The organism is Parabacteroides massiliensis, from assembly GCF_900155425.1.
Lineage (GTDB): Bacteria > Bacteroidota > Bacteroidia > Bacteroidales > Tannerellaceae > Parabacteroides > Parabacteroides massiliensis.
The window spans coordinates 1,499,293-1,514,249 of sequence record NZ_LT700191.1 but is presented as its reverse complement, the minus strand read 5'-3'; the positions used below and the strand labels follow the sequence as shown (position 1 = coordinate 1,514,249).

The 14,957-nt window shown below is 47.1% G+C and carries 11 protein-coding genes; 5 read left to right on the top strand and 6 right to left on the bottom strand.

Features of this window, described 5'->3' with window-relative positions; genetic code table 11:
• Position 1: 1 nt before the first annotated feature.
• The 4 genes from BQ9893_RS17210 to BQ9893_RS17195 form a co-directional block, all read right to left on the bottom strand.
• Positions 2-841: a lipoprotein insertase outer membrane protein LolB1 gene (locus tag BQ9893_RS17210; RefSeq protein WP_075967063.1), complete on the bottom strand. Its 840-nt coding sequence runs from the start codon at positions 839-841 to the stop codon at positions 2-4.
• A complete protein-coding gene (locus BQ9893_RS17205) occupies positions 834-2,600 on the bottom strand; it encodes a tetratricopeptide repeat protein (protein ID WP_075967437.1) in 1,767 nt (588 codons plus the stop codon). Before BQ9893_RS17205 ends, BQ9893_RS17210 begins: the two co-directional genes overlap by 8 nt.
• Before the next feature lie 39 nt (positions 2,601-2,639).
• The gene (gene dut / locus BQ9893_RS17200) at positions 2,640-3,071 is read right to left on the bottom strand and encodes a dUTP diphosphatase (RefSeq protein WP_075967062.1); all 432 of its coding nucleotides are present in this window, start codon (positions 3,069-3,071) and stop codon (positions 2,640-2,642) included.
• Positions 3,072-3,551: 480 nt separating this feature from the next.
• Positions 3,552-6,053 carry a glycoside hydrolase family 2 gene (locus tag BQ9893_RS17195; RefSeq protein ID WP_075967061.1) on the bottom strand — a complete coding sequence of 834 codons (2,502 nt, stop codon included), beginning with the start codon at positions 6,051-6,053 and terminating at the stop codon, positions 3,552-3,554.
• Positions 6,054-6,214: 161 nt separating this feature from the next.
• Between BQ9893_RS17195 and porX the strand changes: the two genes are divergently transcribed.
• The 3 genes from porX (at position 6,215) to BQ9893_RS17180 (ending at position 8,559) form a co-directional block, all read left to right on the top strand.
• Positions 6,215-7,765: a T9SS response regulator signal transducer PorX gene (porX, locus tag BQ9893_RS17190; protein ID WP_075967060.1), complete on the top strand. Its 1,551-nt coding sequence runs from the start codon at positions 6,215-6,217 to the stop codon at positions 7,763-7,765.
• A 157-nt stretch (positions 7,766-7,922) separates the two neighbouring features.
• Entirely contained in the window at positions 7,923-8,342 is a 420-nt protein-coding gene (gene tsaE, locus BQ9893_RS17185) for a tRNA (adenosine(37)-N6)-threonylcarbamoyltransferase complex ATPase subunit type 1 TsaE (protein WP_075967059.1), read from the top strand.
• 1 nt (position 8,343) lies between these two features.
• Positions 8,344-8,559 carry an immunity 17 family protein gene (locus tag BQ9893_RS17180; RefSeq protein ID WP_075967058.1) on the top strand — a complete coding sequence of 72 codons (216 nt, stop codon included), beginning with the start codon at positions 8,344-8,346 and terminating at the stop codon, positions 8,557-8,559.
• A gap of 78 nt (positions 8,560-8,637) precedes the next feature.
• Here the strand turns inward: BQ9893_RS17180 and rnr are convergent, their stop codons facing one another.
• Both rnr and BQ9893_RS17170 read right to left on the bottom strand, forming a co-directional pair.
• Complete coding sequence (rnr, locus tag BQ9893_RS17175; protein ID WP_075967057.1) at positions 8,638-10,818, bottom strand: ribonuclease R; 2,181 nt, start codon at positions 10,816-10,818, stop codon at positions 8,638-8,640.
• Positions 10,819-10,899: 81 nt separating this feature from the next.
• Positions 10,900-11,805 (bottom strand): SMP-30/gluconolactonase/LRE family protein, encoded by a 906-nt coding sequence (locus BQ9893_RS17170; protein WP_075967436.1) that lies wholly within the window; start codon positions 11,803-11,805, stop codon positions 10,900-10,902.
• A 194-nt stretch (positions 11,806-11,999) separates the two neighbouring features.
• On the opposite strand from BQ9893_RS17170, the gene BQ9893_RS17165 reads away from it, so the two are divergent.
• Both BQ9893_RS17165 and BQ9893_RS17160 read left to right on the top strand, forming a co-directional pair.
• Complete coding sequence (locus tag BQ9893_RS17165) at positions 12,000-13,439, top strand: tagaturonate reductase (RefSeq protein WP_075967056.1); 1,440 nt, start codon at positions 12,000-12,002, stop codon at positions 13,437-13,439.
• Positions 13,439-14,926, top strand: coding sequence for a UxaA family hydrolase (locus BQ9893_RS17160; RefSeq protein ID WP_075967055.1), 1,488 nt, complete (start codon positions 13,439-13,441; stop codon positions 14,924-14,926). The genes BQ9893_RS17165 and BQ9893_RS17160 overlap by 1 nt, the downstream gene beginning before the upstream one ends.
• The last annotated feature ends 31 nt before the right edge of the window (positions 14,927-14,957 follow it).

Here is a 14,957-nt window from a genome sequence, read left to right as displayed (position 1 = left end):
CTTACATTTTATTACTACTCAAAGATTTGAGGATCTGAGCCAATGTAATACGTTTATATTTGGCAGGAATGGAAAAATCCATTTTCACCGGGACGTTCGTCTGCATACGGGAGAAATGTAACGTAATACCACCTTGCGAAGCACCGTCCTTCGTTACCTGCACATCCATCTTCATCGGGAACGGCTGTCCGTCTGCCAGACGAAAATCTGCATAGTTCCATTGCAAAGTGTAATGGTCCGAAGGTTCGGCGATACAAGTTGAAAGAATCTTCTCCTCTCCGTCCGCCATAAAGGTGTACAGTAGCCCCATCACATCCTTCACCTGTATTTCGGCTGCGGGCCCGTCTTGCTTCAACTTAAAACGATTGTACTGTTTCGGGCTGATTCCCTGCTGTCCGGGGAGGAACAGATGATTGGTAAAAAGCGCCTGCAAATTATAGAAATTGAACTCGATCGGCGTCTGTCCTTTCAGGTTGGCATAATTATCGGCGACATAGCGTTTGTTCATACGGTCAATCACCTTTATGCTGTCCACACTGATCTCGGCCCGGAAAACCTCGATTCCTAAAAAAGGTTGTACGGATAACTGGAAAGCACTGTCTTTTACCATCTTCAGGTCCACACGCGAACTCATATTGTTGCCCGGCAAATCCAAATCCACATTCAAGCGTGCGGTCAGAGTTTCGTACTTGAACGCCTGCTTCTGCATAAGCGCAAAAAAATCGTTATGAGCTTTCGCTCCACCCGCTTCGACCGTACCGACTTTCTTAGTCGATTTACAGCCCGCGAACGACAGGGCAATACCAAGGAGCAGCGCAAAAGCAAGGCTTATCTTATTCATTCTTGACCTCCTCTTCTATATAGGTTTCCTCTGCGATCTTACGATTCAACACATCACTTTCTTTTCCCATCTCCTTCGCCTTCTTCCACTGTTCAAGCGCCTTTTCCTTATCGCCGCTCATAAAGAGGATATCACCGTAATGGTCTACCAGCTCGGAGCTTTTGGTCGTGTCGTTGGCAAGTGCACTTTCTATGTATATCTTGGCAAGCGTATAATTTCCCTGCACAAAGAATATCCACGCATAGGTATCGAGATAAGTTGAATTGCCCGGTTCCAGTTTAACCGTTAACGCGCTCATCCGTTCCGCCTTTTTCAAGTCTTTCTTTTCCAACGAAAGGAAATAGGCGTAATTATTGAGGACAACCACATTCTTATCGTTGTATTTCAGGGCTTCGTCATACGCCTTGTAGGTTTCCGGCATATTCTTGATCTGATAGTAGATATCGCCTATCTGCCCGTAAAAATCAGACTTTAACCCGACGTTCGTCTCCGGGATAATCTCCAATCCGGCCTTGTAGGTATCCAATGCATCCTGATACTTTTCCTGCTGGAAATAAGCGATTCCAAGATAAAAGTAATACTCCGGCGCATCGGGGAAGAGTTCCTGGCAACGGGTACAGATACGGATCACTTCGGGAATGTCTTCCGACTTCAACGCCAAGTTCAGGAGTTGTTGCCAGGCAGCGGCATTCGAAGGTTCCATTTCGGTAATCAGCTGAAACTGAAAACGAGCCTCATCGGTCTTTCCCTGCGCAACCAGCAGGCCACCGTACATCTGTTTCAGATCGATATCTTCCGGATGTTGTTCCAGCAATGCCTGGAAAAGAGTATTCGCGCTCTCGGTCCCTTTCTTCGTCTGTTGCAGTTTGAGAATATAGCGAGACAAGATACCGACTTTCGTATCGACATCCAGTTTCTCATTCACCAATGCATTACGTATCTGCGTCTCGGCGGCCTCTTTATTACCAACGGCTTCATAATAATTTGCCATGGAGACAATGTAGTAAGGACTTCCCGGATCGATTTCGTGTGCTTTCTGATAATATTTCAGGGCATTGACCGTATCGTTCTTTTCCAGATGGAGATCACCTAAAATTATCTGGTAGCGGGATTCCATCGGAAACTTGGCAGCAAGCTTTTCCACTTCTTTAAACGCGTTATCGGTCTGCTCCAACGTATTATACAATTTATATTTCTGCATGGAAAGCGCTTCGTTCATACCGATAGACGACTCGAGGGCGTCATAAGCATCGATCGCCTTCCCGATTTCACCTTCTTGCGAAAGCGCATCCGCCAAATAATAGTTCAACTCCGGTTTTCCGGGATAATCTTTTACCAGCTTTTCATACTCTTCTACCGCTTCCCCGAACATACCGAGGTTACGGCTCATTGTTGCCAACGCCATCCGGTAGGTGAAATTATCAGAGCTGTAAGCCACCGCACGCCTCAACATCTCCAGTGATTTTTCCGGACGGTTCAGTTGAGCATAAAATGAAGAAAGTTCGTATAAGACAGCCGATGCAGTCGAATCGATCGCCAGACAATGGTTAAAGGCATCATAAGCGGCGTCGAATTTACCGGCTGTCTTCAGGTTCAGCCCTTCGTAGAAGAAGTAATCGAATTTTCGCTGATCTTCGGCACTCACTTTATTCGGCTTCGGCGATGTTTCCACTTCCACATCCTGATTCTGCGCCTTCAGCAATTGCGAACTTCCGATCAGGAATAAGAGAAAAGATATATAAATCAGAGATTTCAGCATCCCTCCCATATTTTTAAATTCTTAATATTTAATTTTCATTTATCTTCCAGTGTGACCGAAACCGCCGTCTCCCCGTTCGGTGTCGTCCAGCGCCTCTACCGGTCGCCAAACAACCTGGCTGTGAGTCGTGATCACCATCTGGCAAATACGCTCCCCGTCGTTGACGGTAAACGGTTCGGATGAGATGTTTATCAGAATTATGCCGATCTCGCCGCGATAGTCGGCATCGATAGTGCCCGGCGTGTTCAGCAATGTGATGCCATGTTTCAATGCCAAGCCGCTACGGGGGCGCATCTGTGCCTCATAGCCTTCCGGCAACGCGATATACAATCCGGTCGGAATCAGTTTCCGTTCAAGGGGTTTCAATACTACCGGTTCCGTCAGATTTGCACGAATATCCATTCCTGCCGACAGTGGAGTCGCGTATCCCGGCAGCGGATGATGTGACTTATTTATGATCTTTACTTCCATAAACTCTTTTATTTCCGGGCAAATTTACATAAATATCCCTGATTACCATCTCCCGGAAGTTTCATTATTCTTTAAATTATACTAAGTACACCTATATACATCCACACCGGAATGTTTTGGTTCCCTTATGATACTTTCTTCAAAACAAGCAAGAAAAGTATCGAAAACAAGCAGAAATGATCGCAGACACCCCCATCTTGCACCTTTCAACATCCGGGTGTAGCCGCCCCATACACCCGGGTGTTTCTGCCCCGGACACCCGGGTGTCCGAAAACAAAACATACCTACTGATTGATTAATACATACCTATATTGTAAAATAAAGACTATGGCTTTCAGAAAACCGATGATACATAAGTGATAGACAAATACGGCATCTATCACTCCTACGCACCATGATTATCAAAACTCGCATGGTAAAGTGCGATAGAGTGGCAGAGGATTCCGCAATAACAAGTTCTGCGACCAAGCCCTGTTCCTCTTATTCTCCAACCTTTATTTCCACGATTGCATCCGGCAGACCTTCCGCCGTAGCTTTCAACCGGATGGTTCCAGCCTTGCCCGTGTTTTGTACAACCGCCATTGCTTTTCCGTAGAACGCATGGCGTTCCGGTTTCTTGAGACTGACGGAATCGTTCTGGTTTCCGTTATCTGTCCCGGCGATAAAGCCATTCCCCTCAACCGTAAAGTGAAGCAGGTTGTCGGCATCCGGCACCAAGTTCCCGTCTTTGTCTTGTATTTCCACGGTCACGAATGAAAGATCCGTGCCATCGGCGTGCAAGACGGAACGATCGGGGATCAGCATGATCCGGGCTGGTTCGCCGGCCGTACGGATTTCACGTACAAGCACATCCTTGCCGTTCCTGCGGGAAACAGCTTTCAACGTGCCCGGTACAAAAGGTACCCGCCAGCAGACGTGGAAAACATCGTCCGGCTTGCTCTTGACACCCAGGCTCTCACCGTTCAGGAAAAGCTCCACTTCGTCCGCTTGGTTATAGTAGGCCCAGACATCGACAGTCTCTCCTTCCTTCCAGTTCCAGTGCGGGAAAAGGTGAAGAACCGGCGTGTCGGTCCATTCGCTCTGATACATATAATAGATATCTTTCGGGATGCCTGCCAAGTCGACAATACCGAAGAAACTGCTACGGCTCGGCCACCAGTAAGGTGTCGGTTCACCCAGATAGTCAAAGCCCGTCCAGATAAACAGACCTGAAACATAAGGCAACCGTTTGACTTCCCGCCAAGTCACCTCGTGGGTCGATCCCCAAGGCACATGGCAGTTGTCATAAGCCGAGCAAAGGTGTTCGGGACGATCGAAGCGTTCCCGCCAGGTGTTCGGCCAGACATACATCGAATCGGATGGCATCTGGTAGTAACCGCGTGTCATCAAGGCGGAAGTAGACTCGCTTACGATTAACTTTTTACCCGGGAAATTCAGCGGAAACGGCTCGTAATTCTTTTCGTGATAGTTGAATCCCAATACATCCAACGCATTCGAACGGAAGATCAAGTTACCCGGTGTCGCTTCGTTGTTGGCAGCAGTGACGGGGCGCGTCTTATCCAGGCGCCTGACGATCGCCGCCAGCGAATGGGCGATCAATCCCTGTACGCTCATGGCAGTATCGGACAATACCTTGTCATCCACCGGATGACCTGCATTTAAGATCAGGTTGGCAGCTTCGAGACTGAGCGTATCGGCATCGGCATGTTGCCATTGCTCCAGCACCTCGTTTCCGATGCTCCACATAAAGACGGACGGATGGTTACGGTCGCGCAGGATCTGGTCTGTCAAGTCCTTTTCATGCCATTCGTCAAAATATCGGGCATAGTCGTACGGTGATTTCCGTTTCCGCCACATATCGAAAGCTTCGTCTTGTACCAGCAATCCGATCCGGTCGCAGATGTCGAGCAGTTCGGGTGCCGGTGGGTTATGGCTGGTGCGGACGGCATTGGCGCCCATGTCTTTCATCATTTGCAGCTGACGTTCGAGTGCCCTCGTATTGACCGCGCTTCCGAGGCATCCCAAGTCATGATGCAGGCAGACGCCCAATATTTTTGTTGGTTCTCCGTTCAGGGAGAATCCCGTATGCTCGTCCCAATCGAATTTACGTATGCCGAATGTGGTCCGATAACGATCCGTCAGCTTATTGCCGACTTTCACCTCGGTTATGGCGGTGTACAGATAAGGATTCCGGACGCTCCATAGTTCCGGATAGAACATTTCTATCGTGTGTGTAACGGTTTTCTTCCCTCCTGCGGCTATCTCGGCCGGGGAGGATATCCGGTATAGTATCTTTCCTTCCTTGTCTTGTATCAGGGTAGAAACTTCCACGGTCACATCGGAAGCGTCGTTTTTCAAAGTCGTTTCAATCTCGACCGTGCTCTTGTCCGCATTAATGACCGGAGTCGTGATGTTTGTCCCCCAATTATCCACATGGACTTGTCCGGTCTTCACCAACCATACATTCCGGTAAATGCCGGAACCCGAATACCAGCGGGAATTAGGCTGTTCACTGTTATCGGCTCGGACAACCAAAACATTCTCCTTCTTTCCATAATTCAGATACGGCGTCAGATCATAACGGAACGAGACATACCCGTTGGGGCGGAAACCTAACAAATGACCGTTCAGCCAGACTTCGCTGTTCCGGTAAACGCCGTCAAAATCAATATAGATCACTTTCCCTTTGTCGCTTTCAGGCAGTTTGAAGTGTTTCCGATACCACCCTGTTCCGCCAGGCAGCGCACCGCCTCCAGGAGTTGCCGGGTTATCGAGGGAGAAATCCGACTCGATGCTCCAGTCGTGAGGCAGGTCCAGTATCCGCCAATTGCTGTCATCCGTACCGGGAGCAGAAGCATCGGCTTGTTTTTCTGTCAAGGCAAAGCGCCAATTCCTGTTAAAGGATATTCTTTCACGGCCTTTTCCTTGTGTGCCGCATACGGTAAGAAACAGGTAGATCAGGATAAATACGGATAGTCTCATACGTGTGTATAGTTAACTCGTTTATATTATACAAAGGTAATGCAAAAGAGCCTAAAAAATGAGGGAAGAACATACAAAATAAAGGGGTATATCGTTATAATATCATACATTTGTAGGGATGAACCCGTTTGTTCATCCTCAAAAAAAAGAAAGATAGAACTATGGCAGCAAAGAAAGACAGAGTGCTTTGGGCAGATGATGAGATAGATTTGTTAAAGCCCCACATCCTTTTCCTGCAGGACAAGGGATATGAAGTGATTCCGGTAATCAGCGGGCAGGACGCCATCGAATGCTGTAAGGAAGAATCGTTCGACATTATTTTTCTGGACGAGAATATGCCGGGGCTGACCGGATTGGAAACATTGGCGCAGATCAAGGCTATCAATCCCGATGTTCCGATCGTCATGGTTACCAAGAGCGAGGAAGAGAGCATCATGAACCAGGCTATCGGCAACAAGATCGCCGATTACCTGATCAAGCCGGTCAACCCAAACCAATTGCTTTTGTCTATCAAGAAAAATGTCCACAAGAATGTAATCATATCCGAAACGACAACTGTCGGCTACCAGCAGGAGTTCGGACGTATCGGCATGCAAATCAACGATTCGCTGACGACCGACGACTGGATGGAGGTATACAAGAAGCTCGTCTATTGGGAAATTGAGTTGGAAAACAGCCAGGTTCCGATGACTGACATGCTCCGTATGCAGAAACAGGAGGCAAACTGTGCATTCGGGAAATTTGTCAAAAAGAACTATTTGGATTGGATTCAAAATCCTGAAATCCGCCCGTTGATGAGTCCGGATTTGTTTAAAAAGAAAGTATTTCCGATGCTCGACAACGGAGAAAAAGTCTTTTTTATCCTGATCGACAATTTCCGTCTCGACCAGTGGCGCGAAGTAAAAGATCTGCTTGCCGAATACTATACGTTCGACGAAAGCCTGTACTACAGCATCCTCCCGACCGCCACACAATATGCCCGCAACTCGATCTTCTCCGGACTGATGCCTTTGCAGATCGAAAAGATGTTTCCGGAACTTTGGGTGGACGAAGATAGTGAAGAAGGGAAAAACCTGAACGAGGCGCCGCTTATCCAGACACAGATCGAGCGGTTCCGTAAAAAATATACGTTCTCCTATCATAAGGTACATGATTCGCAGTATAACGACAAATTGCTGAATATCGTTCCATCTCTGCTTCGTAACCAGTTGAATGTGGTAGTGCTGAACTTCGTCGACATGCTGTCTCATGCTCGTACAGAAAACAAGATGATCCGCGAACTGGCCCAGAGCGAAGCAGCCTATCGCAGCCTGACACGCTCTTGGTTTCAACATTCAGGTACACTGGAACTTTTCAAACGTATCGCCGGAAAAGGATATAAAGTAATCGTCACGACCGACCACGGTACGATCCGCGTTGACAACCCGCAGAAGGTGATAGGCGATAAGAATACAAATACCAACCTGCGCTACAAGGTAGGCAAGAACTTGAATTATAATCCGAAGGAAGTTTTCGACATTCGTTTTCCCGACAAGGCAGGACTGCCTTCCCCGAATTTGAGCAGCAAATATATCTTTGCGATGAGTAACGATTTCTTTGCCTATCCGAACAACTACAATTATTACGTTTCTTACTATAAGAACACATTCCAGCACGGAGGTATTTCGATGGAGGAAATGTTGATTCCTTTCATCACGATGACAGTAAAATGATTGGCAACTGCAAAATAATTGACAATTAAGAATTGACAATTGACAATTGTTTTAACTTTGCAACCATAAACTTCAATTGCCGGTTGCCAGTTACCAATTCTCCTTTTTCTCTCTGAATGGTCAATTGTCAATTGCCAATTAATCAATTATCAAAGTTATGCATACAATTAAAATCGAAAGTTTAGATACGATCCGTCAAGCAGCCAAAGAGTTCATTGCCGGAATGGACGACCGTACTGTTTTTGCATTCCGGGGCAACATGGGAGCGGGAAAGACAACTTTTATCAAGGCTATCTGCGAAGAGTTGGGTGTGGAAGATGTCATCAACAGCCCGACATTCGCCATCATCAACGAATATCGCAGCGATAAGACCGGTGAACTTATCTATCATTTTGACTTCTATCGCATCAACAAACTAAGTGAAGCGGAAGATATAGGCACGGAAGACTATTTCTATAGCGATGCTCTCTGCTTTATCGAATGGCCGGAAAAGATCGAAGAATTATTGCCCGGTGATGTTGTAGATGTTACCATTACAGAAAACCCGGACGGCTCCCGTACCGTAGAAGTGAAGTAAAATGGAGCCTACCGAATATTTCATCCTACTACTCTTTATCGCATTAGGGGCATTCTCCATTGTTGCTGCGATCTTGAATCTCGACTGGTATTTCCAGACCAGCGGAGCTATGACTTTTGTCAGATGGCTGGGCCGTAAAGGTGCCCGTATTTTCTATGCCTTGCTGGGATTAGGGTTGATAGCCTGCGGAGTGGCAGGACTTGTCTTTTGGAATTGACAATGGGCAATTGACAATCTTAGGAATACTAAATCGGCCAAAAACCGAACCAATTGTCAATTGTCCAATGTCCATTGTTCAGACCAATGCGAAATCCAACTGTTTCCTCTCCAGGTTAGCTTGTGCCACCTTTACCGTAATGGAGTCTCCTAACCGGTAAATGCGTTTTGTCCTGCGTCCCAACAAACAGTAATTCTTATCGTCAAACTCATAGTAGTCATCGTCGAGGTCGCGGATCGGGACAAGTCCTTCGCATTTGTTTTCATTCAGTTCCACATACAATCCCCATTCGGCGACACCGGACACGGTACCGTCGAATACCTGCCCCAACTTATCTTTCATAAATTCGACCTGTTTGTACTTGATGGAGGAGCGTTCGGCGTTTGAAGCCAACACTTCCATATCGGAACAATGTTTACAATAATCCTCGTATTTATTCTTTATCACACTGCGCCCACCAGCCAGATAGCGTTCCAGCAAACGATGCACCATCATATCCGGATAACGGCGGATGGGAGAAGTGAAATGCGTATAATAGTCCATTGCCAACCCATAGTGTCCGACATTGTCTGTCGTATAGCGGGCTTTCTGCATGGAGCGGATAGCCAAAGTCTCCACCAAGTTTTCTTCCGGTTTGCCCTGTACGCTGTCCAACAGCTTGTTGATACCTTTGGAGATATCCGTTTTCGTTCCTTCCGTACGCATCTTGTAACCGAAACGGCTGATGAACGCAGAGAAGTCTCTTAGTTTTTCAGGATCAGGCTGTTCATGGACACGATAGACAAACGTCTTCTTAGTCTTATTCTTACTCTTTCCGACAAACTCGGCAACCGTACGGTTTGCCAATAACATGAATTCTTCGATCAACTTATTGGCTTCCTTCGATTCTTTGATATACGTTCCCAACGGTTTGCCATTCTCGTCTATGTCGAATTTGACTTCGTAACGGTCGAAAGCAATTGCCCCGTCTTTAAAACGTCGGTCGCGCAGTTTTTGTGCCAGGCTGTTAAGTGCCAAGATTTCTTCTTTATAATCGCCCTCGCCTGTTTCAATGACAGCCTGAGCCTCTTCATAAGTGAAACGGCGGTCACTCTTGATAATGGTGCGGGTGATATGGGACTGTTGGATTTCGGCATTCTTATTCAGCTCGAAAATCACAGAAAAACAAAGTTTTTCCTCATCCGGCCGAAGTGAACATATCTGATTGCACAAACGTTCCGGTAACATCGGGATGGTACGATCCACGAGATACACAGAAGTTGCACGACTGAAAGCTTCCCGGTCTATCAGGCTTTCCGGCTTAACATAGTGGGTCACATCGGCAATATGAACGCCTACTTCCCAATTGCCATTATCCAACTTACGGGCGGAAAGGGCATCATCGAAGTCCTTGGCATCTTTCGGGTCGATCGTAAAAGTCGTGATACCGCGAAAATCCTCACGTTTGGCAATTTCCTCTTCAGGGATCGTTTCCGATATCTTTTCTGCTGCCTTCTCGACGTTGGCCGGATACTTGTATGGAAGGTTAAACTCGGCCAGGATAGCATTCATCTCCGCATTGTTGTCGCCGGCAGTACCCAGAATATCGACTACTTCGCCCAACGGGTTCTTGGCTCCTTCCGGCCATTCGGTGATACGTACGATCGCTTTGTCGCCGGTCTTGCCCCCTTTCAGTTTGTCTTTCGGAATAAAGATATCGTTTGCAAGAGTCTTGTCTTCCGTAATAAGAAATGCGAGCCCTTTGGTCACCTGCAATTTTCCGGTGATCGAGCGTTGCTGGCTTTCCAGTATTTCAATAACCTCGCCTTCCGGGTCAGCTCCTTTTCTTTTGGCATGAAGCTGAATTTTTACCTTATCGCCGTTAAGCGCATGTGCGGAGTTTCGCTCTGCCACGAAAATCGGAGTCCCGCCATCTTCGGGGATAAAAGAGTTCTTGCCATTCTGGCGGCGCATAAAAGTTCCGACAGCAGTCGTTCCCCAATCGTTATAGCGGTAGCGTCCCCGGTCTATCTCGGAAATGAAATTGTCGGAAGAAAGCTCATACAGGATATCCACCACCTGCAACTTCTGCACCTGATTGGTTACTCCAATCATACTGCTGATTTGTCGATAGTTAAAAGGTTCTTTGGGAGAAGATTTGAAAACGTTGATGATGGCATTGATCATAGCCTCTTTTTTCATCCGTTTGTTTTCACCTTTGGAGTGGCTTTTCTTCTTCCCCGGTTTATTACTTTTCTTTTCAGATTTATTCTTAGTCATATTCCTTTTCAATGTTTTACAAAGTAAACAATAAATTTTGAGAAGCTGTTTACCTTTGTGATAAATAATCTTCGGGAGATTTCATTCTCCGAAACTATTGGCCCTTATCCCTTTAGCACCCGGTTTGCAACAAAAAACACTGCCGCTTAACGGATATTTCCAGAGCTGTTCTTCAGACAACCCTGCACGAGCCGTTGTGATATAAAGTATATCCATTTTATTGCCGCCGAAAGCACAGGATGCGACATTTGGCGCCGGGACTTCTACTTTTGTCAACAACTCTCCGGTATAAGGATTGTAGCAATAAACGCCATATCCTCCCCATTGGGCCACCCAAAGATGGTCTTTGCTATCGATTGCCATACCATCGGGCACCCCTGTCCCTTCGGGCAAAGTAACGGCTATGCCGTCGAACAGGATGTCTCCGTTGTCGGCATCGTAGCGGTAGCGGGCTATCTTGCCGGTCGGCGTATCGTTGTAATACATAAACTTCTTATTGGACGACCAGACGATCCCGTTTGAGATCGTGACCTTTTTCAATTTCGTCGTAACAGTTCCGTCCGGTGAAACAGTATACAAGGTCCCGGCCCCTTTAGGCGCTCCGAACCCCATCGTCCCGATCCACAAATGCCCGGCAGGATCGCATTTACCGTCGTTGCAACGGATCTTTCCGTCTCCGTCAGGTATCGGAGCGATAGAAGTGGTATGTCCGTCATGCAGGTTTACCCGCACGATTTCGTTTTGCAAAGCTATGATAACCGTACTGTCTGTTTCGGGGACAACCGTCGATACCATACGGTCGAATTTCCAAGAATTACATTCTTTTGTTTCGGGATGATATTCATACAATGTTTGTCCTTCGATATCAACCCAGAACAGAGTGTGGCGTTCGGGATGCCAGATAGAACCCTCTCCAGTAGTTGCTTCTGCCTTATAAGCTAATTCTACTGGAATCATTTCGACTTTAGGTGAGCAGGATGTCGTCATAATTAAAATAGATAATAAAATGGATGCATCAATAAAATATTGTTTCATGGTATTAAAAGAAAAAAGTTCTTGCTAGTTACGGATAAGTTTTATGCAAATATAGAAAATAAATCCGAGATTTCTTTTAAATTAGACCCGAATTTATATAATCGGCTCTAATTGCCATTAATGAACAAATTTTAAATGATAGTAAGATGAGAGAGTTGAATGAAAAAACTGCCGGGAAAATACAGCATCCGGAACGGGTCATCCAGTTCGGTGAAGGTAATTTTCTCCGTGCATTCGTGGATTGGATTATCCAGAAAATGAATGAGAAAGTGGGTTTCAACAGCAGTGTCGTAGTGGTCCAGCCTATCGACCGGGGAATGGTTGATATGTTGAACGCGCAAGATTGCTTGTACCATGTCAATCTTCAGGGATTGGACAAAGGCGAAAAGGTCGACAGCCTCACCCGGATCGACGTGATAAGCCGTGCGCTGAATCCTTATGCGGACTTTTCCGCTTTTATGGAACTGGCGGAACAGCCGGAGATGCGTTTCGTCATTTCCAATACGACGGAAGCAGGAATAACCTTCGATCCGGCTTGCAAGCCGGAAGACGCGCCGGCCTCTTCCTATCCGGGCAAACTGACGCAATTGCTTTATCACCGCTACAAGACATTTAACGGAGACAAAGACAAAGGCTTGATTATTTTTCCATGCGAATTGATCTTCCTGAACGGGCATAAACTGAAAGAGACTATCTACCAATATATTGATTTATGGCAATTGGGAGAAGGTTTCAAAACGTGGTTTACGGAAAGTTGCGGGGTATATGCGACATTGGTCGACCGTATTGTTCCGGGATTTCCGCGTAAAGAGATCGATTCGATCAAAGAAAAACTGCAATACAACGACAATCTGGTCGTGCAGGCGGAAATATTCCATTTATGGGTAATCGAGGCGCCCGAATCGGTTGCCAAAGAATTTCCGGCAGACAAGGCGGGTTTGAATGTACTGTTTGTTCCGAGCGAAGAGCCCTACCACCAGCGGAAAGTAACTCTTTTGAACGGTCCTCATACGGTTCTGGCACCTGTTTCCTGGCTTTCCGGAGTGAATATCGTACGGGATGCCTGCCAGCACGAGATACTGGGGAAATATATCCACAAAGTGATGTTCGAAGAATTGCTGGAAACGCTGAATCTGCCCAAAGAAGAACTGGTGCAGTTCGGCAATGATGTCATGGAACGTTTCAACAATCCGTTTGTCGACCACTCGGTCGTTTCCATCATGCTGAACTCTTTCCCTAAATATGAAACACGCGATCTGCCGGGACTGAAAGTCTATCTGGAACGGAAAGGCGAATTACCCAAGGGGCTGGTGTTAGGTCTGGCTGCCATTATTACCTATTATAAGGGATATGTGCGTAACGACGGGACGAAATCCGAGCCGAATGATTCCGCCGAAAACCTTCAACTGCTACAGGATCTTTGGGCTACCGGCTCGACACAGCAGGTCGCCGAAGGTGTATTGGCAGCGACTTCCATTTGGGGAGAAGACCTGAACCGCATTCCGGGATTGACCGGTATGGTGAAAGGTTTTCTGGATGCCATTCAGGAAAAAGGAATGCTTACTGTCGTTAAAGAAATTTGCTGATGCGGACTTATATACAAATAAATCCGGCGGACAATGTCGTGGTCGCCATAAAGGATTTACAGGCCGGTACTTCTTTGGATATCAACGGCAAAACGATTGCTGTCCTGCAGGATATCCCTGCAGGGCACAAAGTAGCCTTGCAGGACTTGAAAGAGGGAGACCTTATCATAAAGTATGGCGCTCCCATCGGACATGCCCATGAGGCGATAAGTGCCGGAAGCTGGGTGAACGAAAAGAATATCAAGACCAATCTGAAAGGATTACGGGAATATGAATTCAGCCCGCAGCCTATTCCGGAACAGCCATCCGAAAAACTGCTTTCTTTCAAAGGATATCGCCGCAAGAACGGAGAAGTGGGAATCCGGAACGAAATATGGGTGATTCCGACCGTTGGTTGTGTCAACGGCATCACGCACCGGCTGGCAGACCGGTTACGACAGGAGACACAGGGCGCAGGGGTCGATGCGATCGTCGCATTTCCTCACAATTATGGCTGTTCCCAACTGGGAAACGATCATGAGAATACCCGGAAGATTTTACGGGATATGGTTCTGCATCCGAATGCTGGTGCTGTTCTCGTTGTCGGGTTAGGCTGCGAGAACAACCAAGTCAGCGCTTTCGGGGAAATGCTTGGCGATTACGATACGGAACGCATCCGCTTTATGGAAACGCAGAAGGTGGACGATGAACTGGAAACGGGAATGGGACTGTTGCGGGAACTCCATGCGATTGTATCGCAGGACCGGCGGACGGATATTCCCTTAAATGAGTTGCGTGTAGGATTGAAATGCGGAGGGTCGGATGGCTTTTCCGGCATTACGGCCAATCCTCTGTTGGGTGTCTTTTCCGACTTTCTGGCAGCACAGGGAGGAACGACTGTCCTGACGGAAGTTCCGGAGATGTTCGGTGCCGAGACGATTCTGATGAACCGGTGCGAATCGAAAGCTGTCTTTGAGAAGACCGTTCATCTGATCAACGACTTCAAATCCTATTTTATAGAAAACAAACAACCGATTTACGAAAACCCCTCCCCGGGTAATAAGGCGGGAGGCATTTCCACCTTGGAAGAAAAATCACTGGGCTGTACGCAAAAAGCCGGAACTTCGGCTGTCCGGGATGTGATGCTCTATGGCGAACGCCTAAAGACAAGAGGACTGAATTTGTTGAGTGCCCCCGGAAACGACCTTGTGGCCAGTACAGCCCTTGCTTCTTCGGGCTGCCATCTGGTTTTGTTTACGACCGGCAGAGGGACTCCATTCGGGACGTTTGTTCCGACAGTCAAAGTTTCGACTAACAGCAATCTATATCACCGTAAACCGAATTGGATCGACTTCAATGCAGGCTCTCTTTTGGAGGGCAAAAGCATGGGGGAAGTTTGCGACTGTTTTATCCGGTTTATCATCGGTGTTGCAAGCGGCAACCCGACTAACAATGAGAAGAACGGCTACAGAGAAATCGCCATCTTCAAATCCGGCGTGACACTGTGATCCACTCAAGTCCAATATAAAAGAACAGCTC